Annotated in this window: 28 protein-coding genes; 4 read left to right on the forward strand and 24 right to left on the reverse strand. The window is 59.8% G+C overall.

What is annotated here, in order from left to right; all coding sequences use genetic code 11:
• The first annotated feature begins 11 nt into the window (after positions 1-11).
• The gene (locus tag NKI01_RS30855; RefSeq protein ID WP_502899428.1) at positions 12-260 is read left to right on the forward strand and encodes a Y4lK-related protein; all 249 of its coding nucleotides are present in this window, start codon (positions 12-14) and stop codon (positions 258-260) included.
• Between the two features lie 17 nt (positions 261-277).
• Here the strand turns inward: NKI01_RS30855 and NKI01_RS09050 are convergent, their stop codons facing one another.
• The gene (locus NKI01_RS09050) at positions 278-916 is read right to left on the reverse strand and encodes a hypothetical protein (RefSeq protein ID WP_352962862.1); all 639 of its coding nucleotides are present in this window, start codon (positions 914-916) and stop codon (positions 278-280) included.
• Between the two features lie 47 nt (positions 917-963).
• Here NKI01_RS09050 and NKI01_RS09055 point away from each other — a divergent pair, with 47 nt between their 5' ends.
• Both NKI01_RS09055 and NKI01_RS09060 read left to right on the forward strand, forming a co-directional pair.
• A complete protein-coding gene (locus NKI01_RS09055; RefSeq protein ID WP_352962865.1) occupies positions 964-1,158 on the forward strand; it encodes a hypothetical protein in 195 nt (64 codons plus the stop codon).
• Positions 1,159-1,172: 14 nt separating this feature from the next.
• On the forward strand, positions 1,173-1,412 hold the full coding sequence (locus NKI01_RS09060; protein WP_352962868.1) for a hypothetical protein: 240 nt from the start codon (positions 1,173-1,175) through the stop codon (positions 1,410-1,412).
• Positions 1,413-1,422: 10 nt separating this feature from the next.
• Here the strand turns inward: NKI01_RS09060 and NKI01_RS09065 are convergent, their stop codons facing one another.
• From NKI01_RS09065 to NKI01_RS09075, 3 genes are all read right to left on the reverse strand, one after another.
• Entirely contained in the window at positions 1,423-2,085 is a 663-nt protein-coding gene (locus NKI01_RS09065) for a hypothetical protein (RefSeq protein ID WP_352962871.1), read from the reverse strand.
• A 605-nt stretch (positions 2,086-2,690) separates the two neighbouring features.
• Positions 2,691-6,725, reverse strand: coding sequence for a DUF927 domain-containing protein (locus NKI01_RS09070; RefSeq protein ID WP_352962875.1), 4,035 nt, complete (start codon positions 6,723-6,725; stop codon positions 2,691-2,693).
• 792 nt (positions 6,726-7,517) lie between these two features.
• A complete protein-coding gene (locus NKI01_RS09075; protein ID WP_023717535.1) occupies positions 7,518-8,558 on the reverse strand; it encodes a glutamine synthetase beta-grasp domain-containing protein in 1,041 nt (346 codons plus the stop codon).
• Positions 8,559-8,875: 317 nt separating this feature from the next.
• On the opposite strand from NKI01_RS09075, the gene NKI01_RS09080 reads away from it, so the two are divergent.
• Positions 8,876-9,070 (forward strand): DUF2735 domain-containing protein, encoded by a 195-nt coding sequence (locus tag NKI01_RS09080; RefSeq protein ID WP_352482514.1) that lies wholly within the window; start codon positions 8,876-8,878, stop codon positions 9,068-9,070.
• Positions 9,071-9,146: 76 nt separating this feature from the next.
• Here NKI01_RS09080 and NKI01_RS09085 read toward each other — a convergent pair whose 3' ends face one another.
• From NKI01_RS09085 to rpsE, 20 genes are all read right to left on the reverse strand, one after another.
• Positions 9,147-11,033 (reverse strand): MFS transporter, encoded by a 1,887-nt coding sequence (locus NKI01_RS09085; RefSeq protein WP_352815515.1) that lies wholly within the window; start codon positions 11,031-11,033, stop codon positions 9,147-9,149.
• A 185-nt stretch (positions 11,034-11,218) separates the two neighbouring features.
• The gene (locus tag NKI01_RS09090; RefSeq protein WP_352482512.1) at positions 11,219-12,010 is read right to left on the reverse strand and encodes an ATP12 family chaperone protein; all 792 of its coding nucleotides are present in this window, start codon (positions 12,008-12,010) and stop codon (positions 11,219-11,221) included.
• A 2-nt stretch (positions 12,011-12,012) separates the two neighbouring features.
• Complete coding sequence (locus NKI01_RS09095; RefSeq protein ID WP_352962879.1) at positions 12,013-12,930, reverse strand: DMT family transporter; 918 nt, start codon at positions 12,928-12,930, stop codon at positions 12,013-12,015.
• A 53-nt stretch (positions 12,931-12,983) separates the two neighbouring features.
• Entirely contained in the window at positions 12,984-13,133 is a 150-nt protein-coding gene (locus NKI01_RS09100) for a hypothetical protein (RefSeq protein WP_352962882.1), read from the reverse strand.
• A 19-nt stretch (positions 13,134-13,152) separates the two neighbouring features.
• The gene (locus tag NKI01_RS09105) at positions 13,153-14,133 is read right to left on the reverse strand and encodes an RluA family pseudouridine synthase (RefSeq protein WP_352962885.1); all 981 of its coding nucleotides are present in this window, start codon (positions 14,131-14,133) and stop codon (positions 13,153-13,155) included.
• A 62-nt stretch (positions 14,134-14,195) separates the two neighbouring features.
• The gene (locus tag NKI01_RS09110; RefSeq protein WP_023717530.1) at positions 14,196-14,534 is read right to left on the reverse strand and encodes a DUF190 domain-containing protein; all 339 of its coding nucleotides are present in this window, start codon (positions 14,532-14,534) and stop codon (positions 14,196-14,198) included.
• Positions 14,531-14,986, reverse strand: coding sequence for a fluoride efflux transporter CrcB (crcB, locus tag NKI01_RS09115; protein ID WP_352643161.1), 456 nt, complete (start codon positions 14,984-14,986; stop codon positions 14,531-14,533). Before crcB (NKI01_RS09115) ends, NKI01_RS09110 begins: the two co-directional genes overlap by 4 nt.
• Before the next feature lie 29 nt (positions 14,987-15,015).
• Positions 15,016-15,402 (reverse strand): fluoride efflux transporter CrcB, encoded by a 387-nt coding sequence (crcB, locus tag NKI01_RS09120; RefSeq protein ID WP_352962888.1) that lies wholly within the window; start codon positions 15,400-15,402, stop codon positions 15,016-15,018.
• A gap of 31 nt (positions 15,403-15,433) precedes the next feature.
• Entirely contained in the window at positions 15,434-16,264 is an 831-nt protein-coding gene (locus NKI01_RS09125) for an aspartyl/asparaginyl beta-hydroxylase domain-containing protein (RefSeq protein WP_023717527.1), read from the reverse strand.
• 135 nt (positions 16,265-16,399) lie between these two features.
• Positions 16,400-17,710, reverse strand: a complete 1,311-nt coding sequence (locus tag NKI01_RS09130; RefSeq protein WP_023717526.1) for a replication-associated recombination protein A — start codon at positions 17,708-17,710, stop codon at positions 16,400-16,402.
• 42 nt (positions 17,711-17,752) lie between these two features.
• On the reverse strand, positions 17,753-19,240 hold the full coding sequence (locus NKI01_RS09135) for a DegQ family serine endoprotease (protein WP_352908406.1): 1,488 nt from the start codon (positions 19,238-19,240) through the stop codon (positions 17,753-17,755).
• Between the two features lie 192 nt (positions 19,241-19,432).
• The gene (gene rplQ / locus NKI01_RS09140; RefSeq protein ID WP_023675127.1) at positions 19,433-19,864 is read right to left on the reverse strand and encodes a 50S ribosomal protein L17; all 432 of its coding nucleotides are present in this window, start codon (positions 19,862-19,864) and stop codon (positions 19,433-19,435) included.
• Positions 19,865-19,903: 39 nt separating this feature from the next.
• Positions 19,904-20,914 (reverse strand): DNA-directed RNA polymerase subunit alpha, encoded by a 1,011-nt coding sequence (locus tag NKI01_RS09145; RefSeq protein ID WP_023675128.1) that lies wholly within the window; start codon positions 20,912-20,914, stop codon positions 19,904-19,906.
• Positions 20,915-21,020: 106 nt separating this feature from the next.
• On the reverse strand, positions 21,021-21,410 hold the full coding sequence (gene rpsK, locus NKI01_RS09150; RefSeq protein ID WP_006205444.1) for a 30S ribosomal protein S11: 390 nt from the start codon (positions 21,408-21,410) through the stop codon (positions 21,021-21,023).
• A gap of 139 nt (positions 21,411-21,549) precedes the next feature.
• Positions 21,550-21,918, reverse strand: coding sequence for a 30S ribosomal protein S13 (gene rpsM, locus NKI01_RS09155; protein WP_352962890.1), 369 nt, complete (start codon positions 21,916-21,918; stop codon positions 21,550-21,552).
• Positions 21,919-22,116: 198 nt separating this feature from the next.
• Positions 22,117-22,728, reverse strand: coding sequence for an adenylate kinase (locus NKI01_RS09160; protein WP_023717524.1), 612 nt, complete (start codon positions 22,726-22,728; stop codon positions 22,117-22,119).
• On the reverse strand, positions 22,725-24,065 hold the full coding sequence (gene secY / locus NKI01_RS09165) for a preprotein translocase subunit SecY (RefSeq protein WP_023717523.1): 1,341 nt from the start codon (positions 24,063-24,065) through the stop codon (positions 22,725-22,727). The genes NKI01_RS09160 and secY overlap by 4 nt, the downstream gene beginning before the upstream one ends.
• A gap of 191 nt (positions 24,066-24,256) precedes the next feature.
• Positions 24,257-24,730, reverse strand: a complete 474-nt coding sequence (gene rplO / locus NKI01_RS09170; RefSeq protein WP_023717522.1) for a 50S ribosomal protein L15 — start codon at positions 24,728-24,730, stop codon at positions 24,257-24,259.
• A 22-nt stretch (positions 24,731-24,752) separates the two neighbouring features.
• Positions 24,753-24,950, reverse strand: coding sequence for a 50S ribosomal protein L30 (gene rpmD / locus NKI01_RS09175; RefSeq protein ID WP_006205449.1), 198 nt, complete (start codon positions 24,948-24,950; stop codon positions 24,753-24,755).
• A 24-nt stretch (positions 24,951-24,974) separates the two neighbouring features.
• Positions 24,975-25,538: a 30S ribosomal protein S5 gene (gene rpsE / locus NKI01_RS09180; RefSeq protein ID WP_006333394.1), complete on the reverse strand. Its 564-nt coding sequence runs from the start codon at positions 25,536-25,538 to the stop codon at positions 24,975-24,977.
• Between the last annotated feature and the right edge of the window lie 8 nt (positions 25,539-25,546).

Here is a 25,546-nt window from a genome sequence, read left to right on the forward strand (position 1 = left end):
TTGGTAGAATTATGGAAGAAAAAGACATCCCCGCGTTCGTCCAAGCAATTGTCGACCTTGGCTGTGATATATCCGCCGTCGGCCATTTCGGTTATGTTATAGGAGACACCGACTTGCCACGATCTAAGCAAATCGCCATCGAACCACAACTACGATCGATCAGTGAGGCTTTCGGAGAACGTGACCATCTCATGCCAAAAATAATCGCATACTTGCGATCGATCGGACGCTATATCGAGGTGCCGCAGCCAAGAGGTTAGTGACGGCAACCGCACCGCTATGATCGAGGTAAGCGTTTTCGTTTTACGTGAATTTGAGGAGGAGGTTTCGAAAGAGCCTCAGGCAACAGCAGTCTTTTAGGCGCTGTCAGAGGGCCAGAAATCGAGTTGTCCTCAATGACACAGCAAAGAACCCAAAGATTGGTCTCCACTAGCCGTATCTCATGGGCAACCCGTCTGAGGCTGGCCAAATCACTCTTAAAAGCTAATGGATCGATGGCGTCAATTTTCTTGCTCTTACGCGCTAGTACATATTCTCCGTCGAACTGGCCGGCCGTCCAGGCATGAGCAACGGTGTTTCTGTTTTGCCGGTTAATGTCGTATGCGTCTAACGCGTTGAGGATCAATGCAACACCGTCCGCGTGAAACACACGGTTCGCCAAAAGCGCCTTGATGCGGCTGCAAATCGCGATATCGCCTAGGTCGTAGACGAGTGCCCACGCGTCTTTCTGGTCAATACCGGAGACCTTGCAAAACAGTAGAAAAAGCCAGAACTCACACTGGTTCCATCGAAATGTTATAAGTCCGATGGCGTGTAATCGCTCGGGTGAGAGTGGAGAGTTCTCGGCAATCCAAGGATCTGATTTCATGTCAGCTAATGACCAGTTTGAATCCGGCGCAATTATGTGTTTCGACATCGGGGCGAACTCCGATATGCCTATCCCGAATCATAGGAGGAAGTGCAGTGTTTTTCCATGACGATGCCGAGATTGAGGAAGTGGTCAAAACAACCGTGGACGTGCTCAAAGGAGCGGCTCGTCAAATCGGGAAGGCTGATCGGAGTATCAGTACAGAGCAAATTGCGCGAATAGAGGAAGCCTTCCAACAAGTACACAGCACGCTCGACTTCAAGAAAAAAATTAACGCCAATCGGGCCTAAGGGAGATATGCGCGATGACCCCTAATGAAAGAGATACCGAAGGCGATGGCAAGGCGCTTGCCGGGTTGTACCTATTCGAAGCGTTCGCAAACACGCTCATTGCCAAGGGTGTAATCGATAAGAGCGATTGGATTCAATCTGTGAAGACTGCCTCGGAAGCTGCTAGAGGCGGTACCCTGACAACCCCAGAGCGTCAGAATGCCAAGGTAATTCTACAGGACATCCACGCCAGACTCAGTGGTCAGAAGAAGTAGGCCGGGCTCCTTAGGTGCCAGCCCAAGGCGGTGGCGGCCCGCTTGGGAACTTCCATTCGTGACCGGTCTTCTGCGTCAGCTTTTCCAGAAGTTTACCGAGCCGCTCGAACATCAGTTGGTCGAGGAAGGCGACCAACTCCCCCCATTCGTCCGCGCCTCTGACATAGTACCCCATTCGGAAAGAGACGTTCAGGTCGAAACGTCCATTTTCGAATCCGATTTCAAGCATTCCCTCGACGGACTCGTGCCCCACGTTGTGGGCGAACCGTTTGTTGCGCAGTTCCACGATTTCATCGTGTGCTCGCCGAAGATGCGTGGGGAGAGCGTTGCGCGAGACGCCGCTTCCTTGGCCGCCATCCATGAGGCGAACATATGCAATCACGAATGCCGTTGTAAGCATTTCGTGTTCCAAGATGGTATCAGTAGTCGGCTCAAAGACGGCCGTGGATAGCCGATGCTGGCTGTAGCGGAGACTCGTCATGGCCGGAAACGCACCAACCAGCCGGATCACCTTCTTGATGTCGCTATCTACGGCCTCCAAAACCGCGCGGCCGTCAGCAACAATTGTCCGCAACGCATCGCGCCACTCCGGGGGTAGGAACTGAACCGCCTCTTCGGGCATCACGAAATACTCGCCGCCCCCCGTGTCATCTTCAACCGCTTCGGCATTCATGGGCATCCATAAGCCCTAACCGCCAGCCCAAATCAACTATGGATAGGAGGCAGGAGCGGTGGACTGTCGCAGTGAAAAGGGCCAGAGGCATCTGCACTCAACCCTCTAATGGGTTAAGGTCGTCACCATCGCACTTGGCTATCGCGGTCTGCTTCTGCGCTCATCCTCTCGGTGACAGAGGCGTGCGAATGCACACGGTCCAGCCGGTAAGCGTCAAGGTTGAGTGCAGATCGAAGAGCAGAGCGATAGTGGAACCATTTGTGGACAATTGTGGAAATCGCGGGAAAATGTCCACAATTTATTCCTCAATGTTTTCATGGACTTGCGAGTCAATTGTGGAAATTGTGGAAATTGTGGACTTATAGGAAGAAGAGACCCCTAGAGACCGCACACAGACCGCCAGATGGAGAAATGCGCGCAAGACTCTACGTCAGATCATAAGACCCTCTCTCATCTGCCAAAACGTCCACAATTTCCACAATTTCCACAATTGACCGCTATCTCATTGTTTTTGCTGACATCGCATTTTTGCGCTTAGCTCTTCGAAGTCCACAATTCGACGCGCGCCATTCCACAATTCGGCGCGCGCCATATGAGGATGATGGTCAGGCGGCTTTTTTGGTCCGGGCTCGTGGCCGACCATTCTCGGGTCTGGGCTTCGCCGGCTTGACAGCCTCGTCGTTCGGTGCCGGCGATGGCACTGCATCTGCATCTGCATCTGCATCCGACTCGGGCTCAACCTTCTCAGTGCCCTCGGCTTCGATCGTGTCTACCGCCAGATAGAAAGCCGAGACAACGCGATAGTTCTTGACCTTCTCGGCAGAACCATCGCGCACCGGTAGCTCGTCGTGGAACAGGTTCTTCCCCTTCATTCTGAGGTAACCCGCGTCCCGGAGGTACTGTGCAATCTCGGTCTCGGAACAGATGTTGCCGGCCATGCCGCGAAGCGCATCGGCATTGATGATAAGTTCCTCGCCAACGCGTGCCTGGTAGAAAAAGCCAGCCCAAGGCCGATTGACGCGTTCAACGTCTTTGTCAAGGGATGATCCGCCGAAGGCGTCAGGATCGAACGACTCCCATCGGTAGAGGTCGATCTTGCGACGACGCGAGATCGAAGTGCGCAGAGCCGACAAGACACGCTCCGATACAGGCTTCGATGCATCGTTGACCCGGTTGTCACGCGCCCAGCGGATGACGCGGCCAACGCTGAACTCGGCCGGGATGATGCCAAGCTTCTTGCCGAGGATGCCGCCAAGCCAGACCCATGCCAACGATTCCAGGGATCTCGATTCCAGCCCAAGAGCGTCCTTGCCGACGAGAGCCGTTGTCAGCCGCCCGACTTTTTTCGCCAACGTTTTCGCGTCTGCATTCAAGAGCGCTCTAACGACCATGGGCAGCGCCCAGCCATTGTTCCGTTCGACGCCATACAACCTCGTCGTCAGCGCCGTCGCCTCGCCCTTGGGGTAGTCCTTCACGCCGGCCACGTTGATATCGAGCACGCGGGCGTCGAAGCCCGGCGACACGTCAACGTCGGCGTCTTTGAGTTTCTGTGCCCATGGCTTTTCGTTCGCCATCATGGCAAGGCCGCCAAACCGGCGCACCTGCCTTGCGCTACGGGTCTGTGTAGCAGCGATCTTCCCCGAGCCGGCTTCCATCATGAACACCAGTTCGTTGGCATGCTCGGCCTTCATGTGCTGTCCCTCGTCGAGGGCGAGCGTATGGCCGGACAGGTCCGGCAACGTCGCCTCGATACCATTCGAGGTTGCACGCAGATTGAGGTAGCAGCCATCTCCACTTGGCGGACCTGATACGCTGGCAAGGAGCTTTGAGGCCAGACTCTTGCCGCGCGAGGTCGGTCCATGCAGAGACAGCATACGGAAGCCGTTCGGATGGCAGCGGCCGAAGATCGGCCCGGCCAAGCCCATCATGATCGCAAGGGCAAGGTGCTCGCGTCCAACGGCATTGCCTTCCCAGACCGCGCCAACGGCATCGGTCCAGCCTTTGAACTCGCCCATAGGGCCGAATTCCCGACGAGTGGTCTCACGCATGCGCATGGTGAGCGTCGATGATTCTTCCGGCTTGATGGTCTCACCACCGAGGGTCAGAAATGCGCCACCATGCCAGCCGCGCTGACTGACCCATTGGCCGGTTAGCGGCGGCTTGATGTTCTGGAGCAACGTTTGCGTCGCGTCCTGATTGAAAATCCGAAAGTTCATGCCCGCTAGATCGCGAATGGCCGGGCTGCCGTAGCCGTAGAGGTCGCGGTTCTCGATGGCAATGACTTTCGTCTTGCCCATGGACTTGAACTTCAGAAACAGTGTGGCGTTGTCGCCGCTGTCGTCCTCAAAATGGCCTTCGATGTCGAACGGCTGACAGACAGGCGAGCCTTCACGATCGCAGATGAATTCACCCTTCTTGTCGAGGTGAAAGCCGGTCCCCTTCAAGAACCCTTTGCCTCGATCGCCCTCACCCTTCAACTCAATCGCCTTGAACAGGCTGTTCAACATCGGCAATGGAATACCGGATTTCTTGTGGAGCAGAGTGATAATACGCTGGCGGTCGAACTGCCCCATAGGGAGAAGCTGCTTGAGGATGGCGCTGATCTTGTCCGAGGCCATACCGACCTCCGCCTTGTTGGCGAGGTCCATGGCTCTAGCAATATCGGCCGTGGTCGCTGTGCCGCCTTCAATTACCTCTTCCTCGGCCTCCTCTTGAGTGGGCTGCTCTTCTGCCGTCGTCTCTTCGCCCTCTTCCTCCTCATCGGCTCCGCTGATGTCGTAGGCCGGGTCGGTCAGAACGTCGTCGGTGAACCATCCGTCAACCATTGCCTTTTCAAGCATGGCCAAGCGATCGTGGCCGGCGCAGCTATCATGGCTGCACCGGAACGTGAAGCTCTCGGCATCCATGCCGGCGTCTTGAATGAAGCAGCCGGGATCGTCCGGATCGCCGGCATTGCTGTGGTCGTCGTCGAACGGGCATTCGACCGTGTACTTGCCGGGACCAGTCTCGACACGGATGCGATCATCGCAGTGATCCTTGAACACCGAACTGATCTGGAACCCATGTGCGCGTTCGGAAGCCCACTTCTGGAGATGCAACCCCTTCTGCGGCGACAGGATTTGGCCACGGATTTTACCACCCATGATGCTGGCGGCTTGGTCGAACGGGTCGGAGGAGACGGTGCCGGCCACGTCGATCTTGGTAATTGATTTCAAATCCAGTGCCTTACCGGCCGAAACGACCACACGAGCGTTCGTTGCGCCTTTGGCAGTAGAAGGAAGGTAGAACAATCGAGCGGGATCGGTGGCCGCGCGATCGACGCTGATGCCAAGCTGCGCACCCATGCCGAGGATCATATTGCCCCATGCCTTGATGGCGTCTTTCTGCGTACCCGGCTGTTTGGAAATGTCGTAAGGCTCATCGAGCACAAAGAGCAGGCGAAACTTGTCTATCGGCCGGGTGGTGATGATCAACTGGATGCCGCTGGTCTCGTGCGACGTGTTCACCATCGAGACCGAGGCGATCACGTCCTCGGTGTATTTGCCTTCGTTTGTCAAGAAAAGCTTGACAGTCTCAACAGACGCTTCGGTCGGGTGCCCATTGTCATCCGCCCACTTGAAGAACTTGTCCTTCTTGACCTCCAGCGTCGTGGTGCCATGCGAGTGGGTGGTGTAGGCGACGAAGAATAGCCCCATGGTCTGGAGCTTTCGCATGGTGTCTTCCATGCTCGCGCCGGAATCGACATCGAGCCCCATCATGTAGAGCTTGGTGACAGCCTGATTTAGGCGTCGCCCGTCTTTCAAGATGCCGGGCACCAGACAGGCACCATCCTTCATGCCGGTTCTGATTTTGGACAAGTTCGAAATCAAAATGTCGCTGAAACGAAGTTCCGGCGACACTTTGAAAAACTTCTCTTCACGCTTCTTGGCGACCGACACGAACAGCGGCTTGTCGAGTATCGCCTGCGGAATCTCCCCGTAGACCTCCGCATCGTTCAGAGTTTGCGTGGGCTCGCCGTCAATGGACACGACCTCGCTTTCTGCACTCAACCCTTCATCTTTGACGCCTGATGGATCGTCGTCATCGAACTCCTCCACCTTGCAGACCCTGAAATTCTCGCCGGGCTTCAGCGCCTCCAGCGCAGCCAAGTCATCCGCATGCAGCCCGTACTCGCCATAGGCCAGCGGCACGTCGTCATCCGTGTAGGCGTCGTCGGTATCGCTCTTGCGGCGTTTGGTGAGGAGCGTGGCCAGCCGATCGGACGGCTTCATGGGATAGACAAGATGGATGCTGCCACCGGGGCCATCGAGCGCGTAGGAGGGCTCTGGAAGATCGGTTGCGGCATTGGCGCTGGCTTTGTCCTTGAACGCCAGCCGGAGCCCTGTGAGGGCTGCAAACACATGGTTGTCGCCGGCCAAGTGCCGGGCTTCATGGATAGCTGCTGCAATATCGGCAATTGGCTTGGTGACGATGCCCTCGCGTTTGCCCTCATCGTTGCGATGGAACAGTGTCACAGTCGAGGCACCCGGCAGCATAGCGCGCAGTTGTCGTGCGGCTTGCGAGGGCTCGAATGAATGGATGGAAGCGGATGGCTGGGTGGTGTTGGAGGACTTGTTCTTGGCCGAAGGGGACTTGGACATGGTTTTCGTTACCCTAGATCATGACGCGCGAATCCGCTGGACGCACCAATGCGGCGCGCGCCTGTTAAGTCGGTGTCAGCGATCTAGGGGAGGTTTTTGCCGATCTCCGCGACGATACGCTAACGGTGAGGGCGATCTTTTTGGCGACCCCGTCACCGAAAACTCGCGTACGTCAGCCAATACATGGCTGCGGCCGGTGCCCGATGGTGACGCCACCGACATTTCTGTCAGCGGCGTCGGGTATCGTGGCGGATCGGCAAGATTGGTATGCGCTCGCTTTAATAATCAGTCAAGGAAATGGTGACAGTGGCTCACGACGAGTTAGACACGCTTGACAGACTGACCGCATATGCGGGACGTTACCAAGTGGTAATCTCTCTCTATACTCGCATTCTGCTTTGGTAACTTTCAACTTGACCGCATCGCATTCTGCGAGGTCTTTCGGCGTAATCTTTCGGCCGATGCACGTTAACGGTGCCAGCGTAATGGCGGCACACTCTCTCAGAGTGCGATGTGAAAACTGGTTAGGAATCAGGGTAGAAAATTGGTTAGTATCGCTCTCGCGCGATACCATAGGATATCTCTTAACAGCCTTGTTTTATAATGATATTCATACGTCTCAAAAAGACTCTAGGAAGCAAAAAGCGCAGTCCGATATGTACTATTCGGTCTGATCTGGATCGTTGCAGCCAACAAAAAAACCCCGGCGGAGACGCCGGGGTTTTTTTTTATTGCGATGCGATCGGAGAGAACGTCACGGCGCAGACCTGAGGTCTACGCCGGGACGAATGTTCAAGCCGCGGCCGAAACCTCGGCGCTGGTCGGGACGGAGGCGATCGTCTTCAATATCTGCGAGGCAATCTGGTAGGGGTCGCCCTGCGAGTTCGGACGGCGATCCTCGAGATAGCCCTTGTAGCCGTTGTTGATGAAGGAGTGCGGCACACGGATCGAGGCGCCGCGGTCGGCGATGCCGTAGCTGAACCTGTTCCACGGCGCGGTCTCGTGCTTGCCGGTCAAACGCTTGTCGTTGTCCGGACCGTAGACGGCGATGTGATCCATCAGGTTCTTGTCGAAAGCCGCCATCAGCGCTTCGAAATACGCCTTGCCGCCGACTTCTCGCATATAGGCGGTCGAGAAGTTGGCATGCATGCCGGAGCCGTTCCAGTCGGTATCGCCGAGCGGCTTGCAGTGATATTCGATGTCGATGCCGTATTTCTCGGTCAGGCGCTGCATCAGATAGCGTGCCATCCACATCTGGTCGGCGGCCTTCTTGGAGCCCTTGCCGAAAATCTGGAATTCCCACTGGCCTTTGGCCACTTCGGCGTTGATGCCTTCATGGTTGATGCCGGCGGCGAGGCAAAGGTCGAGATGCTCCTCGACGATCTGCCTGGCGACGGAGCCGACATTGCTGTAGCCGACGCCGGTGTAGTACGGGCCTTGCGGCGCCGGATAGCCACTCTCGGGGAAGCCGAGCGGGCGGCCGTCCTTGTAGAAGAAATACTCCTGCTCGAAGCCAAACCAGGCACCCTCGTCGTCGAGGATGGTGGCGCGCTTGTTGGATGCATGCGGCGTCACGCCGTCCGGCATCATGACCTCGCACATGACGAGCGCGCCATTGGTGCGGGCGGGATCCGGATAGACGGCGACCGGCTTCAAAACGCAGTCGGAGCTGTGGCCCTCGGCCTGCATGGTCGAAGAACCGTCGAAGCCCCACAGCGGAAGCTGGTCGAGCGTCGGAAACTCGGCATAGTCCTTGACCTGCGTCTTTCCGCGAAGATTGGGAACCGGGGTGTATCCATCGAGCCAAATGTACTCGAGCTTGTATTTCGTCATTCTAGCCTCTCGTTGCTTGATCACCGAACCCTGGATGGCGCCGGGGCGAGCCGGCCTATCCAGCAGCCGACCTGCCGACTGTTAAAATGCAATTCGTGTGCCATTTGGCTGGCGACGGGTGCGGCAAAAGCGATGTAGTGTCGGCGCAAAATTGCTGAGCCGTCGTAATTGTGCGATCGGATCGCTCACAAGCATAGTTTGCATAAATATTGTGCAGCTACTGATCTTTTTATAATCATGTTGCCTAATTCGATTGCGAAACCTATCTTGGGGAAAGGTTGAATCGGCAAGGTTGTGCCGAAGAAAGGAAACCGACAATGGAAATCACTTCCACTCCTCAGTCGGCCAAAATCCTGATGTTCCCGGTGGCAGCGCGCGCTTCTGCCTCAAATTTAAGCGGAAAGGCTAAGTTCGCAGCAGAACTTGCTTCTTTGCGCAACCGCACGGATTTCGGAAGTGCCTGGTATCATGAGGCAGCGATCGAGGAAGCGAAACAGGATCGGAAGAGCTAAGCCCTGCACTCGATAAATTGAAAAAGCCCGGCGCGATCGCTCGCGCCGGGCCTTGCTTTGAACCAGGACAGGCCGGCTATTGCTTGGTATGCAGGTCCGTTCCGAGCGTATCCCTTACGAAGATCATGCCGATGATCAGCGACATCGCTGCAACGGCGACCGGATACCACAGGCCGTAGTAGATGTTGCCCTTAGCCGCGCTCAGCGCGAAGACGGTCACCGGCAGTAAACCGCCAAACCAGCCATTGCCAATATGGTAAGGCAGCGACATGCCGGTGTACCGGATTCGGGTCGGGAACATCTCGACCAGGATCGCAGCGATCGGCCCGTAAACCATGGTCACGTACAGAACCAGGATGAACAGGATGCCGATAGTCAGCGGCCAGTTGATCTGTGCCGGATCCGCGAACATGGCAAATGCGCCGGACGCGGGAATGTTGTAGACTGTCACCTCGGTTGCGCCAGCCGCTTCTTCCTTGGTCAGGATCTTGTCCGCGACTGCCTTGTCTGTCGGGACGGTCGTTTTTTCGCCGGCACGAATCGCGGTGGCATCGAGTTTAAGCTCGGGATTGGCAGCCACAAAAGCGTCGAGCTTCTGGTCGGCCACTTTCGATGCCGCACGCTTTAGAGGATAACCTCCATCCTGTAAGGCGATATTGATTGCCTTGCCGAAGGCTGTCTCCTTGGCCTTCAACTGGTCGCCAGCCGCGACCGCGTCATAGGCTTCAGCCGTTTCGTTGCCGATCTTGACCGTTGCAGCAGTTCCGGGCGCGGCTGTCGTGACCACATCGTATGGCACGGAACTCTTCGCAAGGAATGCCGTGGCCACATCGCACGAGCTGGTGAATTTCCATGTTCCGGTAAGATTGAACTGGAAACTGCAGTCGCCCGGTGCCGCGGTGACGGTTGCTCGAACATTTTCCTGCGCGGTAGCTAGAGTGGGATTAGCGGCGCGGGTCAGTGCCTTGAACAGTGGAAAGGTGGTGACGATCGCCAGCGCCAAACCCGCCATGATGATCGGTTTGCGGCCGATCTTGTCGGAGAGCCAGCCGAACACGACGAAGAAGATGGTGCCAAGCGCCAGCGCGATCGCGATCATGATGTTGACCGACTGCGGATCGACCTTGAGCACGTTCTGCAGGAAGAACAGCGCGTAGAACTGGCCGTTGTACCAGACCACGGCCTGGCCAGCGGTAAGGCCAAGCAGTGCCAGCAATGCGATCTTGGCGTTTTTCCACTGGCCGAAGGCTTCGGACAGGGGTGCCTTGGAGCCTTTGCCCTCGGCCTTCATACGCTGGAAGGTCGGAGACTCGGCAAGTGACAGGCGAATCCAGACCGAGATGGCGAGCAGGACCGCGGAAACCAGGAACGGAATGCGCCAGCCCCAAGCTGTGAAATCTTCCTTGCTGAGGGAATTCTGCACAATCAGAATCACGATCAGCGACAGGAACAGGCCGAGCGTTGCGGTGGTCTGGATCCATGAGGTGTAGAAGCCACGGCGGTCATCTGGAGCGTGCTCGGCGACGTAGGTCGCGGCGCCGCCATATTCGCCGCCAAGCGCCAGACCCTGCAGCAGACGGAGCGCAATCAGCATGATCGGCGCGGCAATGCCCCAACTGGCGGAGCCGGGAAGCAGGCCGACCAGGAAGGTCGACAGACCCATGATCATGATGGTGACAAGAAATGTGTACTTGCGGCCGACGAGATCGCCGATACGGCCGAACACCAGGGCACCGAGCGGGCGAACGATGAAGCCTGCGGCAAACGCCAGAAGCACGAAGATATTTCTCGTTGTTTCCGGATAGGAGTTGAAGAATGCCGTGCCGATCGCGGCCGCCAATGCACCGTAGAGATAGAAATCATACCATTCGAAAATGGTGCCGAGCGAGGAAGCGAAGATGACCTTCTTCTCCTCGCGCGTCATGCCGCGGCTTGTTTTGCCGGCGGTCGATGCCATTGCCATGAGTGTATCCTCCCGTGTGATTCCGTCAGTCCTCGATGCTGCACGTCATCGTCCGCGTTTCCTCGGAACGCAGACTCAGTGCAGCCACCGGTGCAAAAAATGACAGAAAGCAGTGCCCAGAGGCAGACCGCCTTTGGGATTATGACTTTGGTCTAATGTGCAGTGCGAAATAGCGGGCGGTGCCGTCAGCCTTTGAGCGCTTCGAGCAGGCTGACTGCCGCCATCATGTCGCGCTTGCGGGCCGCGCGGCGGGCGACGGCCTCGGCATCATGGCCCCATTGCTCGGCCTGCCAGTCCTCGTCGACATGGCCGGCAGCCCAGGCCACCTCGCCGTCGAGCTCGCCGAAATCGACGGCCAGCGCCAGCAGCGCCGATCCGGTCAGCGAGGTCATGACGTGGATGGCAGCAAGGCGCAGCGGATCGGCACGTTGGGCTAGATGCTGGCCAAGCAGCGCGATACTCTCGCGCGGCTGCTCGACGTGGATCACGCCTTCGGCGAGCTGGAACCGGGCGCCGAGCGCGCTGCGCGCCCAGTCGATGACCGGATCCCAATGCTCGTTCTGCCGGTCGACCAGCCCCTGTGGTGTATCCGCGCGGTAGCAGAGCAGATCTGATGAGGCGAAGCGCAGGATGTCCTCCAGCACCGCCTGGGGATCACTGGCGACCCCATCGATTGCGGTGTTGACCAGACGCATCACCGGCATCGTTACCGGGTCGATGGTCTCCTCCTGTGCGGCGAATTCCTCGGCGACGAGAGCAGCCGCCTTTTCGGTCGGCAGCGCCAGCAGCGCCTTGGCCGGTGTGCGGACGGGCTTGCCATCGAGATGGACGGCAAAACCATCCTCGACCGGTGCCACCGCGACGGTCTTGTAGAAGCGCTTCGGCAGTTGCGTCTTCATCTGGATTTGGGCACGGCGTACCGGATCCGGATCGGAGAGCTGTTTTCCAGCTTCGAGGTGGTTCAATATATCGCGCATGCTCATCCGGGGCTTTGTTTTCGGGCCGGCCGGTTGACGATGATAAGACCGGCGGCGATGAGGCCGAGTGCCAGGAAGATACGAACGGTCAACGGCTCGTTCAAGAAGACAGCGCCGCAGAGCACGCCGAACACCGGCGACAGGAAGGTGAAGCTCGACAGTCCAGATGCAGGGTAGCGCCGCAGCAGCCAGAACCACAGAACATAGGTGAAGGCGACAACGTAGACGGCCTGGAACAACAGCGCCAAGGTCGGCAGAAGGGTAAAGCTGCGGACGGGCGGCCCGGCAAAGGGCATCACCAAAATGCCGACGGCGGCGGCACCGGCCAGCTGATAGAGCAGCAGCTTTTCGGCGCTGGCCTCCACCAGTTTCGACCGCTTGATGACAATGTTGGTCACGGCCCACAGAATGCCGGCGCCGAGACTGAGCAGGTCGCCGCTCAACGTCTCGCCACCATTAGCGCTCAGTTTCTCGGAAAACACCGCGACCAGCCCGGCTAAAGCGAGCAGAAGCCCAACGAGCTTGCGTGCCGTGATGCTTTCATCCAGCAGGAAATGGCCGCCGACCAGCATCCAGAACGGCATGGTGTTGACCAGCAAGGTGTTGCGCACGACCGTCGTATGCTCGAGCCCGACATAGAGAAACAGGAACTCGAGACCGAAAAGCGCGCCTGCCAGAATGCCGGCGACGAGGGTCTTGTCGGACGTGAACAGCGCGATGTGGCGCCAGCGGCACCAGCCGAAAACACACAGGCCGCCGATTACCGAGCGGGCGATGGACAGGAAAACAGGGTCGTAGCCGGCATAGGAGATCTTGGCGGCGACGTAGTTCAGGCCCCAGGAAAAGGTCAGCCCGACCATGATAACGGCGGCGGCAGCGTCAACGGAACTGCGGCGGTCCATTGCGGTTGCTGCGGTCATTGCTTGGACTGGCTTTCCAGTTTCGCGAGCAGCGCCTTCAGCACTTCGGTATTCTACCTTACCGCTTCGGTGTTCTCACGGCCGATTTCGGCCATCGACCCCTGCCGGGTTGCAACGCGGCGCATATAAGCGAACCAGACGACGAGAATCAGGATGAATGGCAACCAGTTCACCAACTGACGAACGAGCGACGCCTCATCCATGGTTTACTCCCTCGCTCATTTAATCCTCCGCGCTCGCGTCGTCGAAACCGAGTAGGTTCCAGCTCTGGCGCATATGCGGCGGCATCGGTGCGGTGACGTCGACAAAACCCTTGTCGGGATGAGGGATGACGATGCGGCGTGCGTGCAGATGCAGGCGGTTTTGCATGCCGCCTGGAAAATCCCAATTGGTGTCGGCTTCGAAATATTTGGGGTCGCCGATGATCGGGCAACCGATATGGGCGGCATGAACACGAAGCTGATGAGTGCGCCCGGTATAGGGTTCCATCTCCAGCCATGACAGGGTCTGCGCCGCCTGTTCGACGATGCGGTAATAAGACACGGCGTGGTCGGCGCCCTTTTCGCCATGCTTGGCGATGCGCACGCGATCGCCGTCGGGCGTCGGTTCCTTGATCAACCAGGTCGAGATCTTGTCCTCGCGCTTCGGCGGCACACCTTTGACCAGCGCCCAGTAGGTTTTCTTCGTCTCACGCGCCCGGAACGCTTCGGCGAGCTTCATGGCGGCGAGCCTTGTACGGGCGACAACCAGCACACCCGACGTGTCGCGGTCGAGCCGGTGCACCAGGCGCGGCTTCTCGCCCTTCTGGTTGCGCCAGGCTTCCAGCATGTCGTCGACATTGCGGGTAACGCCCGAACCGCCCTGAACCGCTAGGCCGGCCGGCTTGTTGAAGACGAAGACCTTCGGGTCCTCATGGATCAGCATCTTGGCCAAGACATCGGCATCGCCCTGGTTGCGTATCGAATGGCCGGTGAGCGGGCTTTCGCCTTTCTTGTCCACTTCGAGCGGCGGCACACGCACCGTCTGGCCGGCTTCGACGCGTGTATCGGCCTTCACCCTGCCGCCGTCGACGCGGATCTGGCCGGAACGCAGCAGCTTCTGCAGATGACCGAAACCGAGACCGGGGAAATGGGTCTTGAACCAGCGGTCGAGCCGCATGCCCGCCTCACCGGTATCCACTGTGATCTGTTCAACGCCTGCCATGATTCCAATCGCCGTTTTGCGAACATGCAACGGCATTCGCCGGCACCCGCAATCTCACTCGGTTATTCGTTGTCGGTTCCATATTGCAGAACCTGAACTTTCTCCAGCGTGATCAAGCCACTTGTCATGATTGTTTCAAGCACGGGCAGAAAAGCGGCCAATTTTTCCTCGTCGTCGACGATCTCGATGACAAGGGGAAGGTCCTCCGAGAGACGGAGGATCTTCGTGGTGTGAAGTCGGCTGGAATGGCCAAATCCCATCGCCCCGCGCAGGACGGTCGCGCCGGCAATCTGCATTTCGCGGGCCTTCAGCACGATGACCTCATACAGCGGACGGCCATCTGCCCTGTCGTTTTCGCCGATAAATATGCGCAGCAATTGTGCCTGTGGTGGTATCTTCATTGCCTGGATCCTCTCAGCCGGTTGAGGCGCACTGCAAAGATGTGGCCAAGCCAGACGGCGGCAAGCCAGGCCACCACGGAGATCGCGATATTGAGTGCCGCCGCCACAAGCTTCCCGCTTTGCGCGAGGGTGAGTGTTTCAAGGCTGAAAGCGGAGAAGGTCGTCAGGCCACCGCAGAAGCCGGCCATGAAGAACTGGCGCTGCAGCGGACTGGCGAAGACGCGACCATCCGGTCCCGTCAATGTCGCATAGAAGCCGATGAGGAATGAGCCGACAATGTTGACGAGGAGCGTGCCGAAGGGAAATCCAGTGCCCCACCAGGCGGTGCTCGCCAATGAGGCGAGCGCCCGCAGCACGCCGCCGATCATGCTGCCAGCGGCCACGGTCGCATAGATACGAACCGTTTGGCTCGTTCGGCGCCAGCCAATGAGGCGCGCCGCACGCCCCGCCATCCCGTCGGAGCGGAGCTTCTGCGGGCCGCTCATGGCACCCCGCTGCCAATCAGAAGACTTCCCGCGGCAAAGCCCAGCGTCACGCCGCCGAGGCTCAGGAAAACCGAAAGCAGCACATTTCCGCCGGCGCGCAGCCATTCGCCCTCACGCGCCAGCGCCAGCGTCTGCAGGCTGAATGAAGAGACCGTGGTGTAGCAGCCGAGGCCGCCGGTGACGACAAAGGCCCAAAGGGCAGGCATGCCGTCGCGCGCCACGGCATGCGCAACGACGCCGATTGCAAACGCCCCCGACACATTGACGACCATCGTGCCCCAAGGAAAGGTCTCGCCGACCCGGCGGGCGACGAAGCCGGACAGGAAGAAGCGGGCCATTGCACCGATCGCGCCACCAAGACAGACAAGCAACAGATGATACATCGTGCTCCCTCGCGCCAGTTACGCTACGGTGTCAGGCAGCTCCGACCTTCTTCGGCTTGCTGGAGGCGATCATCTTCCAGTTCTTGTAGAACATGGCATTGATGCGCTCGACGCTGACCGAAACAATGGCGAGGAGCGTCGAGATCAGACCGGGAAACGGCGATGGGCGAATGATGTCCATGAACACGCAGTAGCGGCGCCCGTCATACTCGTTGACCGAGCGATGAAGCAGCGTGTCGTCGAAGATGAACAGCGGGTTCTCGTGCCAGTAATTCTTGGCGTTGCCACACTGGACGAACACTTCCGATTTCACCGGGATGAGGTTGTAGAGAATGCGCAGGCTGAGCCGGAGCGGGCCAAAGTGCCAGGAAGTCGATTCCCTGCCGCTGAACACAGAGACGGCAATCGTCTTGATGTATTTGAAATCCTTGTTGAATTCGGCGACGTTGTCTATTTTGTGCTTGCCATACCACTGATAGACATACATGCCGCGCCGGCCGCTGCCGAAATTGGCGTCGATGTCGGCGATGATCTCGTCCTTGCGTGCCTTGAAGACATCCAGGACCTCGTTGACCTCGCGCTGGTAGTCCGGAGGAAACTGGTCCAATTTCCAGACACCGCGGTTTCTATAGCACAGCAGATCCACCAGCAGATTGAAGGGCGAAAGCAGCCAGGTGAAGATGCCGTTGCCCAGGAAATAACCACTGAACAGCGCCCAATTCTTGTTGTCGTTGCGCAACACGTCGATCAGGCCGAGGACGATGAAAATCGTCGTCAGAATGGGAATGACATAGAAGCCGAGCGCCAGCAGCGGAATGGCTATGGCGAACTTCCGAAGGGTTTTGCGGGATTTTTTTGTCATTTTTCCACGCGCCAGGCGCGATTCCGTTCTGAATATCGTCGGTACGTTTCTGGCCTGCCGCCGGCCGAAGGCGCATCTTGATAGGGTTTTTTATCCCATCAGACAACGGCGATCACACCAGTGTGCGACTGGCAGCTACTTTTCCCGCTCGCTGCGCAGCTTCGCCCAATAGTCCAGCCGCTTCCTGATATCGCGCTCGAAGCCGCGCTCGGGCGGATCGTAGAATGTCTGCCTTCCCATCTTCTCAGGAAAATAGTCCTGGCCGGAAAAAGCGTCGGGCTCGTCGTGGTCGTAGCGATAGCCGGCGCCGTAATCTTCCTGTTTCATCAGCTTGGTCGGCGCATTGAGAATGTGCTTGGGCGGCAGCAGCGAACCGAATTCCTTGGCCGCCTGTGTGGCGGCCTTGAATGCGGTATAGACTGCATTGGATTTCGGCGCGGTAGCGAGATAGACGGTAGCCTCGGCGAAGGCCAGTTCGCCCTCGGGCGAGCCCAGATAGTCGTAGGCGTCCTTGGCGGCGTTGGCGACGACGAGTGCCTGCGGGTCGGCCAGCCCGATATCCTCCATCGCCATGCGCACCAACCGGCGCCCGAGATAGAGCGGATCCTCGCCGGCGTCGAACATGCGGGCCAGATAGTAGAGTGCCGCGTCGGGGTCGGAGCCGCGCACCGATTTGTGCAAGGCGGAGATCAAATTGTAATGGCCGTCCTGGCCCTTGTCGTAGATCGGCGCGCGGCGCTGGACGATGCGCTGTAAGGCCTCGGCGCCAAACACTTCACCTGATTTGGCGGCACGCCAGACCTCTTCGGCCAGTGTCAGCGCCGCGCGGCCGTCGCCGTCGCTCATGCGGATGAGCATCGCCCGCGCCTCGTCATCGAGCGGCAGCGCCCTGCCCTCTGCCTCCTCGGCCCGCGCCAGGAGCTTGGCGATGCTGTCCTCGCCGAGCGAGTGAAAGACCAGGACGCGCGCGCGCGACAACAGCGCGGCGTTAAGCTCGAAGGACGGGTTCTCCGTGGTGGCGCCGACCAGCACGACGGTGCCGTCTTCCATCACGGGCAGAAAACTGTCCTGCTGGGCGCGGTTGAAGCGATGGATCTCGTCGACGAACAGCAGTGTCTGGCGGCCGTTGGAGCGGCGCAGCTTCGCTGCCTCGAATACTTTCTTCAGGTCGGCAACGCCGGAAAACACGGCCGAGATCTGTTCGAAAGCGAGGCTTGTCTCGCCGGCAAGCAGCCGTGCGACCGTGGTCTTGCCGGTGCCGGGCGGGCCCCAGAAAATCATCGAGCCGAGCGAACCGGAGCCGATCAGCCGCGTCAGCGCGCCGTCGGGTCCGGTCAGATGCTCCTGGCCGACGACCTCGCCGAGGTTCTTCGGGCGCAGGCGGTCGGCCAGCGGCCTGCCGGGCGGCGTCTTTTCCGGTTCATCGACACTGAACAGATCGGCCATGCAACTTCTTCTGCCTGGAGCCCGACCATGCTGACGTCGGGCTTAGTAACGCAACACCTGGCGCAGTATCTGCCCGCCGCGCTCGACGGTAAAGCGCCACCAGCGTGTATCCTGCTGGGCTATCTGTTCCAGGGTCGCCGCCTTGTCGATCGTCAGGCCATTGACCTCACGCACGATGTCGCCCGGCTGGAAACCAAAATCGGCAGCGGGCGAATCGCGGTTGATATCGACGACGGTGACGCCTTTGACATCGGTGCGCAGACCAAGCCGCTGGGCAAGCCGTGGCGATAGTTCGGCAACCCTGGCACCGGAAAACGGGCTACGGCCGCGCAATGTGAGCTCCGCAGCTTTGGCGCCCTCAGGCGGCCGTTCCAGCGCGATGTCCATCGTCGCCTGCTGACCCTTGCTTAGAACGCCGAAGCTGGCATTCGTACCGATCGACAGCGTCGCCATCCGGTAGTCCAGCGCCCCGACGCTCTCGACCGGCTTGCCGTTGAGCGACAGCACCACGTCACCAGGCTTGAGCCCTGCCTTGGCAGCGGGTCCTGCCTCTTCGACCGAAGAAACCAGCGAGCCGGCCGGTTTGTCCATGCCGAGCGATTCGGCAATCTGCGGCGTCACCGCCTCGAACTCGGCACCGACATACGGCCGCTCGAAGAAGTCGAGCCCGGCCTTGGCCGCATCGGCGAAGGCGCGAACCATGTTCGAAGGGATGGCAAAGCCGATACCGATCGAGCCGCCGCTACGGCTATAGATCGCAGTGTTGATGCCGATCAGTTGACCACCCATGTTGACCAGCGCGCCACCGGAATTGCCCGGGTTGATGGCGGCGTCGGTCTGGATGAAGAAGCTGGAATCGGAGACGCCGATATGGCTGCGCGCCACAGCCGAAATGATGCCGCTGGTGGTGGTCTGGCCGACACCGAACGGATTGCCGATCGCCAGCACCAGGTCGCCGACCTCGAGCGCGTCGGAATCGCCAATGGCGATCACCGGGAACGGCTTGTCGGAAGAAATCTTGAGCACGGCGAGGTCGAGCGTCTCATCCTTGAGCAGCACCTTGCTGTCGAATTCGCGCCCGTCGGCGGTCGCGACCTTGACCTGGTCGGCGTCCTTGACGACGTGGAAATTGGTGACCACGACGCCGGTCGGATCGACCAGCACCCCCGAACCGAGCGAAGACTGCGCGCGCGGCTGCGAGCGGCCGAAGAACTCCTCGAAGAACGGATCGCCATCAAAGGGCGACGTCACCTTGGCGGTTTGCGAGGCGTAGACATTGACCACGGCCGGGGCCGTCTGCTTGACCAGCGGCGCGAAGGACAGCTGCACCTCCTCGCGGCCGAACGGCACGCGCTTGTCGGGGCCGGAGGTGGCGTTTTCGCCTTCGACGCCATGCAGCATATCGGTCAGCACGTCGGACAGACCGGGATCTGGCTTGGTCTCCTCCGCCAGCGCGTGCCTGGCCGCCGGCACGACGGCCAGCGCCATCAAGGCGCAGATCAGAACAAGGGACAGCCGTTTAACGCGCATTCCGAATCCTCCAAGTCGGGCGCCATTGTCCTGACGATTGTGCAAAATGAAAGGCTAAGCCGCTGAAATCCGATTATTTTGGATAGTCGCCGCAAAAACCGGTGACAAAACCCCTGCAAGCCCTGCCCGGCAGCTTCGGAAACAGAAAAAGGGGCCCGCAGGCCCCTTTGAACTTCTCAGAAAAACCGAAGCTTATGCGGCTGCGGCTTCCTCTTCGGTGCCTTCGGCCTCGATGCGGGCGCGGTCGCCGGCGCCTTTGGCCGAGGTGTCGCGGTCGACGAATTCGATGACGGCCATTGCGGCATTGTCACCGTGACGGAAGCCGGCCTTCATGATGCGCAGATAGCCGCCATTGCGAGTGGCGTAACGTGGCGCGATTGTGTCGAACAGACGCTTGACGACGCCCTCATTGCCGATCTGGGCAATCACTTGGCGGCGGGCGTGCAGGTCGCCGCGCTTGCCGAGCGTCACCAGCTTCTCGACGATCGGACGCAGATCTTTCGCCTTCGGCAGCGTGGTGAGGATCTGCTCGTGCTCGATAAGCGACACGGCAAGGTTGGCAAACATCGACTTGCGATGGCTTATGCTGCGGGCGAACCGGCGGCCTTTAAATCCGTGGCGCATGGCTCTTCTCCTTCATTGCGGGTTCAAGAGGCCTGAGCCTCAGTATTGATCTTCGTAACGCTTGGCGAGGTCTTCGATGTTTTCCGGCGGCCAGTCCGGCACTTCCATGCCGAGATGCAGGCCCATCGCCGCCAGGACTTCCTTGATCTCGTTCAGCGACTTGCGGCCGAAGTTCGGGGTGCGCAGCATCTCGGCTTCGGTCTTCTGGATCAGATCGCCGATATAGACGATGTTGTCGTTCTTCAGGCAGTTGGCCGAACGCACCGAAAGCTCGAGTTCGTCGACCTTCTTGAGCAGCGCCGGGTTGAAGGCAAGCTCGGTAACCTGTTCGGCAGCGACTTCCTTCTGCGGCTCGTCGAAATTGACGAACAGGCCGAGCTGGTCCTGCAGGATGCGAGCGGCGAAGGCCACCGCGTCCTCGCCCGAGATCGAACCATCGGTCTCGATGGTCATGGTCAGCTTGTCATAATCGAGAACCTGCCCCTCACGGGTGTTCTCGACCTTGTAGGAGACCTTCTTGACCGGCGAATACAGGCTGTCGACCGGGATCAGCCCTATCGGCGCGTCTTCGGCGCGGTTGCGGTCGGCCGGCACATAGCCCTTGCCGGTGTCGACGGTGAATTCCATGCGGATCTCAGCGCCTTCGTCCAGCGTGCAGATGACGTGGTCGGGATTGAGGATCTCGACGTCGCCGACCGTCTGGATGTCGCCGGCGAGAACCGCGCCCGGTCCCTGCTTGCGCACGACCATGCGCTTGGGGCCATCGCCTTCCATGCGGATGGCGATTTCCTTGATGTTCAACACGATGTCGGTCACGTCCTCGCGCACGCCGGCGATGGACGAGAATTCATGCAGAACGCCGTCGATCTGCACGGCGGTCACAGCCGCGCCACGCAGCGAAGACAGAAGCACGCGGCGCAGCGCGTTGCCGAGGGTGAGGCCGAAGCCGCGCTCGAGCGGCTCGGCGACCAGCGTGGTCAGCGTCTTCTTCTTCGACGAGAACTCTATCTTGTTCGGCTTGATCAGTTCCTGCCAATTTTTCTGGATCATAGTGCTTTCCTTCCGTTGTCCCGCCACCATCCAATCGTGGCGGGCGACCTGGAATGCCGTGGAGGAGCGCCCTTGAGGCGCTCGCGCGGCGTTCGGTAAATTCTCTTTAGACGCGGCGCTTCTTGCGCGGGCGGCAGCCATTGTGCGGGATCGGCGTCACATCACGGATCGAGGTGATGGTGAAGCCTGCTGCCTGCAGCGCCCGCAGCGCCGATTCACGACCGGAGCCGGGTCCACAGACCTCGACCTCGAGCATGCGCATGCCGTGTTCCTGAGCCTTCTTGGCAACATCTTCGGCGGCCATCTGGGCAGCGAAAGGGGTCGACTTGCGCGATCCCTTGAAGCCCTGGGCTCCGGCCGACGACCAGGCAATGGAATTGCCCTGCGCGTCGGTGATGGTGATCATCGTGTTGTTGAAGGTCGAATTGACGTGGGCAACGCCCGACGAGATGTTCTTGCGTTCGCGACGGCGAACACGAGCGGCTTCCTTGGCCATGATAGTCCTTTCAGTTGATCTCTACACCGCCGTAATGCCAGCGGCTCCACCAGGGAGAAGGCAGTAGGGGAATATGGCAGTAGGGCAGTATGTCTGCCGTTCCTATTGCCTTACTGCCCTACTCTCTTACTGCCCTAAATTACTTCTTCTTTCCGGCAATCGACTTGGCTGGGCCTTTGCGGGTGCGCGCATTGGTGTGCGTGCGCTGGCCACGAACCGGCAGCGAGCGGCGGTGACGCAGGCCGCGGTAGCAGCCGAGGTCCATGAGCCGCTTGATGTTCATCGACACTTCGCGGCGCAGGTCGCCCTCGACCTGGTAGTCGCGGTCGATGGTCTCCCGGATCTGCAGCACTTCCGCGTCGGTCAGCTGGTTGACGCGGCGCTCGGCCGGGATGCCGACCTTGTCGACGATCTCCTGGGCGAACTTCTTGCCAATGCCGTGAATGTATTGAAGCGCAATGACGACGCGCTTGGTGGTAGGAATGTTGACGCCGGCTATACGAGCCATGTTCTTCTCTTCTCCATATAGGCCGGACGAGCCGGCGCTTCAAGTTGCCCCGCGTCCGGTGGAGGCCGGCCCTTGCGGGAGTTTCCAGTTCAAAGCGGCCTGCCTTGCCCTTGCGGACAAGCAAGCCTCATGCCTGATAGGAAGACGGGCCGCCATACCCCAGCGGACCGCTCCAGTCAAGCGCAATCGTTCGTTTCTCTAGCCGGCCGCCTGGCCAACCTGCCGGGTCGTCGCCCTGAGCACCGCCTCGATCTGCTGCGTCACCGCATCGATGTCGGCCATGCCATCGACGCCCCTGAGCTTGCCCTTGGCGTAGTAGTAGCCGATCAGCGGCGAGGTTTTCTTGTAATATTCCCTCAAGCGTTCTTCGAACACCGCTGGGCTGTCGTCCTTGCGCACCGGCAGGCCTGCGGCCTTGGCGTCCTCGGCGCGTTTGACGATTCGGCCAACCAGCGCCTTGTCGTCGACGACAAATTCGATGACCGCGTCTAGCTCCAGCCCGCGATCCGAAAGCATTTCCTCAACGGCGTCCGCTTGCACCAGGGTTCGCGGGTATCCGTCAAGGATGAAGCCGTTTGCGCAATCGGCTTGATCGATGCGCTCGGCCACGATGGCGTTGACGATAGCGTCGGACACCAGTTCACCAGCATCCATCACCGCCTTGGCTCGCCTGCCGACTTCGGTGCCGGCCTGAACAGCAGCACGCAGCATGTCCCCCGTGGAAAGCTGTGGGATGCCGTGTCTTTCTACCAGTCTCAGTGCTTGTGTCCCCTTGCCCGCCCCCGGCGGTCCAAGCAATATCAACCTCATCTGGCCTTCTTCCCCCCGCGCAGCTTCGACTTCTTGATCAGGCCCTCATACTGGTGCGCGATCAGGTGACCCTGAATCTGCGCCACCGTATCGAGCGTTACACTGACCACGATCAGGAGCGAAGTGCCACCAAGGTAGAACGGTACGCCAGTCGCTGAAATCAGGAACTCGGGCAGCAGACACACCAGCACCAGATAGATGGCGCCGACGACGGTGATGCGGGTGAGCACATAGTCGATATAGTCCGCAGTGCGCTCGCCCGGACGATAGCCCGGGATGAAGCCCGAATGCTTCTTGAGCTGGTCGGCGGTGTCCTTCGGATTGAAGACGATCGCCGTATAGAAGAAGGCGAAGAACACGATCATGGCAGCGTAGAAGGCCATATAGAGCGGCTGGCCGTGGCCGAGCGCCGCCAGGATGGTGCTCGCCCAGGCAGGCATGTTGGTCGTCTGCGAGAAGCCGGCAACCGTTGCCGGAAGCAGCAGCAGCGACGAGGCGAAGATCGGCGGAATGACGCCGGACGTGTTGAGCTTCAGCGGCAGATGCGAGGTATCGCCCTGGAACATGCGATTGCCGACCTGGCGCTTGGGATACTGGATCAGCAGGCGGCGCTGGGCGCGCTCGAAGAAGACGATCAGCGCGATGACGACGATGGCGAGCACGATGATCGCCAGGATCAGGCCGGTCGACAGTGCGCCGGTGCGGCCAAGCTCCAGCGTGCCGGAGATGGCGCGCGGCAGGCCGGCGACGATGCCGGAGAAGATGATCAGCGAAATGCCGTTGCCGATGCCGCGGGCGGTGATCTGCTCGCCAAGCCACATCAGGAACATGGTACCGCCGACCAGCGTGACGACGGTGGAGATGCGGAAGAACATGCCGGGATCGTTGACGATGCCATTGCCGCCCTCAAGCCCGACCGAAATGCCATAGGCCTGGACCAGCGCCAGAAGCACGGTGCCGTAGCGCGTGTACTGGTTGATGATCTTGCGACCCTGCTCGCCCTCCTTCTTCAGCGCTTCCAGCGAAGGAATGACCGAGGTCATCAGCTGCATGATGATGGAGGCGGAGATATAGGGCATGATGCCGAGGGCAAAGATCGCCATGCGCTGCACGGCGCCACCGGCGAACATGTTGAACATGCCGAGTACGCCCTTGCTCTGCGACGAGAAGGCCTGGGCGAAAGCGTCGGGATTGATGCCGGGCAGCGGGATATAGGTGCCAAGGCGGTAAACGAGCAGCGCGCCGATGGTGAACCAGATGCGCTTCTTCAGATCCTCGGCTTTGGCGAAGGCCGAAAAATTCAGATTCGAGGCTAGTTGTTCAGCAGCCGAAGCCATGCCTGATTCTCCGCTTGGTCACGCTCGATGCCCGCAGCTCAGGCGGCGCGTGTCACCGAAGCTCACGAGATAAGCTCCGGACTGCAAACATGCAAGCGGCCGCGTTGATGCGGCCGCCACATCTGTCGGATCAAAGCACGACCGAAGGCAAAACCGAATTCCACCTTTGCCGACCGTGCTTCAAATTGCCGTTACTCGGCGGCTGCTTTCTCAGGCAACTTCACCGAACCGCCGGCCTTTTCGATCTTCTCGACCGCGGCCTTGGAGGCTCCGGCCACGTCGAAGGCAAGCTTGGCCTTGATGTCGCCGTCCGAAAGGATGCGCACGCCGTCCTTGACGCGACGGATGACGCCGGCCGCAACCAGCGCCTCGGCCGTCACAACTGTCTTAGCATCGAGCTTCTTGGCATCGAGCGCAGCCTGGATGCGGGCCAGCGACACAACGGTGAAGCTCTTGGCGAAGATATTGTTGAAGCCGCGCTTCGGCAGACGACGGTAGAGCGGCATCTGGCCACCCTCGAAGCCGTTGACGGCGACGCCGGAGCGCGCCTTCTGGCCCTTGACGCCGCGACCGGCGGTCTTGCCCGAACCGGAACCGATGCCACGGCCGAGACGCTTCTTGGAATGCGTCGCGCCGTCCTTGTCACGCAGATCGTTGAGTTTCATCTGGGTTCTCCTGCGCTCTGGCTCAGCCCTCGTCCACAACGCGGACGAGATGCTGGACGGCAGCGATCATGCCGCGCACCGAGGGCGTATCCTCCAGCGTGCGCTGCTTGTGCATCTTGTTGAGGCCGAGGCCGACCAGCGTTGCGCGCTGCTCCTTCGGCCGGCGGATTGGCGAGCCGATCTGCTCGACGGTGATGGTCTTGGTTGCTTTCTTGGCCATGGTCAGATCCCTGGTCAGCGTCGACTATTCTTCAGCCGCAACGGCGGTGCCGCGGCGGGCCTGAAGGGTCGAATACTTGATGCCGCGCGCGGCAGCCACATCCTTCGGATGCATCTGGCTCTTCAGCGCGTCGAAAGTGGCGCGAACCATGTTGTAGGGGTTCGACGAACCCATCGACTTGGCGACCACGTCATGCATGCCGAGCGTCTCGAAGACGGCGCGCATCGGGCCGCCGGCGATGATGCCGGTACCTTGCTTGGCAGCGCGCAGCAGAACACGTCCCGCGCCCCAGCGTCCCTCGACGTCATGGTGCAGCGTGCGGCCCGAGCGCAGCGGCACGAAGATCATGTCGCGCTTGGCCGATTCGGTCGCCTTACGGATCGCCTCCGGCACTTCGCGCGCCTTGCCGTGACCGAAGCCGACGCGGCCCTTCTGGTCGCCGACGACGACGAGCGCTGCAAAGCCGAAGCGCCGGCCGCCCTTGACGACCTTGGCGACCCGGTTGATGTGGACGAGCTTGTCGACCATGCCGTCGTCGCGCTCTTCGCGATCACGGCCGCGGCCGCCATCCCTACGTTCCTGTGCCATATCCTGTT

This window comes from Mesorhizobium sp. M0815 (genome assembly GCF_040319995.1).
Classification (GTDB): domain Bacteria; phylum Pseudomonadota; class Alphaproteobacteria; order Rhizobiales; family Rhizobiaceae; genus Mesorhizobium.

Bases quoted from the DNA above. Each gene is read 5' to 3' on its own strand.
- NKI01_RS30855 (WP_502899428.1), top strand. From the start codon at position 12: ATGGAAGAAAAAGACATCCCCGCGTTCGTCCAAGCAATTGTCGACCTT.
- NKI01_RS09050 (WP_352962862.1), bottom strand. From the start codon at position 916: ATGTCGAAACACATAATTGCGCCGGATTCAAACTGGTCATTAGCTGAC.
- NKI01_RS09060 (WP_352962868.1), top strand. From the start codon at position 1,173: ATGACCCCTAATGAAAGAGATACCGAAGGCGATGGCAAGGCGCTTGCC.
- NKI01_RS09065 (WP_352962871.1), bottom strand. From the start codon at position 2,085: ATGAATGCCGAAGCGGTTGAAGATGACACGGGGGGCGGCGAGTATTTC.
- NKI01_RS09070 (WP_352962875.1), bottom strand. From the start codon at position 6,725: ATGTCCAAGTCCCCTTCGGCCAAGAACAAGTCCTCCAACACCACCCAG.
- NKI01_RS09075 (WP_023717535.1), bottom strand. From the start codon at position 8,558: ATGACGAAATACAAGCTCGAGTACATTTGGCTCGATGGATACACCCCG.
- NKI01_RS09080 (WP_352482514.1), top strand. From the start codon at position 8,876: ATGGAAATCACTTCCACTCCTCAGTCGGCCAAAATCCTGATGTTCCCG.
- NKI01_RS09085 (WP_352815515.1), bottom strand. From the start codon at position 11,033: ATGGCAATGGCATCGACCGCCGGCAAAACAAGCCGCGGCATGACGCGC.
- NKI01_RS09090 (WP_352482512.1), bottom strand. From the start codon at position 12,010: ATGCGCGATATATTGAACCACCTCGAAGCTGGAAAACAGCTCTCCGAT.
- NKI01_RS09095 (WP_352962879.1), bottom strand. From the start codon at position 12,930: ATGACCGCAGCAACCGCAATGGACCGCCGCAGTTCCGTTGACGCTGCC.
- NKI01_RS09100 (WP_352962882.1), bottom strand. From the start codon at position 13,133: ATGGATGAGGCGTCGCTCGTTCGTCAGTTGGTGAACTGGTTGCCATTC.
- NKI01_RS09105 (WP_352962885.1), bottom strand. From the start codon at position 14,133: ATGGCAGGCGTTGAACAGATCACAGTGGATACCGGTGAGGCGGGCATG.
- NKI01_RS09110 (WP_023717530.1), bottom strand. From the start codon at position 14,534: ATGAAGATACCACCACAGGCACAATTGCTGCGCATATTTATCGGCGAA.
- crcB (WP_352643161.1), bottom strand. From the start codon at position 14,986: ATGGCGGGGCGTGCGGCGCGCCTCATTGGCTGGCGCCGAACGAGCCAA.
- crcB (WP_352962888.1), bottom strand. From the start codon at position 15,402: ATGTATCATCTGTTGCTTGTCTGTCTTGGTGGCGCGATCGGTGCAATG.
- NKI01_RS09125 (WP_023717527.1), bottom strand. From the start codon at position 16,264: ATGACAAAAAAATCCCGCAAAACCCTTCGGAAGTTCGCCATAGCCATT.
- NKI01_RS09130 (WP_023717526.1), bottom strand. From the start codon at position 17,710: ATGGCCGATCTGTTCAGTGTCGATGAACCGGAAAAGACGCCGCCCGGC.
- NKI01_RS09135 (WP_352908406.1), bottom strand. From the start codon at position 19,240: ATGCGCGTTAAACGGCTGTCCCTTGTTCTGATCTGCGCCTTGATGGCG.
- rplQ (WP_023675127.1), bottom strand. From the start codon at position 19,864: ATGCGCCACGGATTTAAAGGCCGCCGGTTCGCCCGCAGCATAAGCCAT.
- NKI01_RS09145 (WP_023675128.1), bottom strand. From the start codon at position 20,914: ATGATCCAGAAAAATTGGCAGGAACTGATCAAGCCGAACAAGATAGAG.
- rpsK (WP_006205444.1), bottom strand. From the start codon at position 21,410: ATGGCCAAGGAAGCCGCTCGTGTTCGCCGTCGCGAACGCAAGAACATC.
- rpsM (WP_352962890.1), bottom strand. From the start codon at position 21,918: ATGGCTCGTATAGCCGGCGTCAACATTCCTACCACCAAGCGCGTCGTC.
- NKI01_RS09160 (WP_023717524.1), bottom strand. From the start codon at position 22,728: ATGAGGTTGATATTGCTTGGACCGCCGGGGGCGGGCAAGGGGACACAA.
- secY (WP_023717523.1), bottom strand. From the start codon at position 24,065: ATGGCTTCGGCTGCTGAACAACTAGCCTCGAATCTGAATTTTTCGGCC.
- rplO (WP_023717522.1), bottom strand. From the start codon at position 24,730: ATGAAACTCAACGATCTGCGTGACAAGGACGGCGCGACGCATTCCAAG.
- rpmD (WP_006205449.1), bottom strand. From the start codon at position 24,950: ATGGCCAAGAAAGCAACCAAGACCATCACCGTCGAGCAGATCGGCTCG.
- rpsE (WP_006333394.1), bottom strand. From the start codon at position 25,538: ATGGCACAGGAACGTAGGGATGGCGGCCGCGGCCGTGATCGCGAAGAG.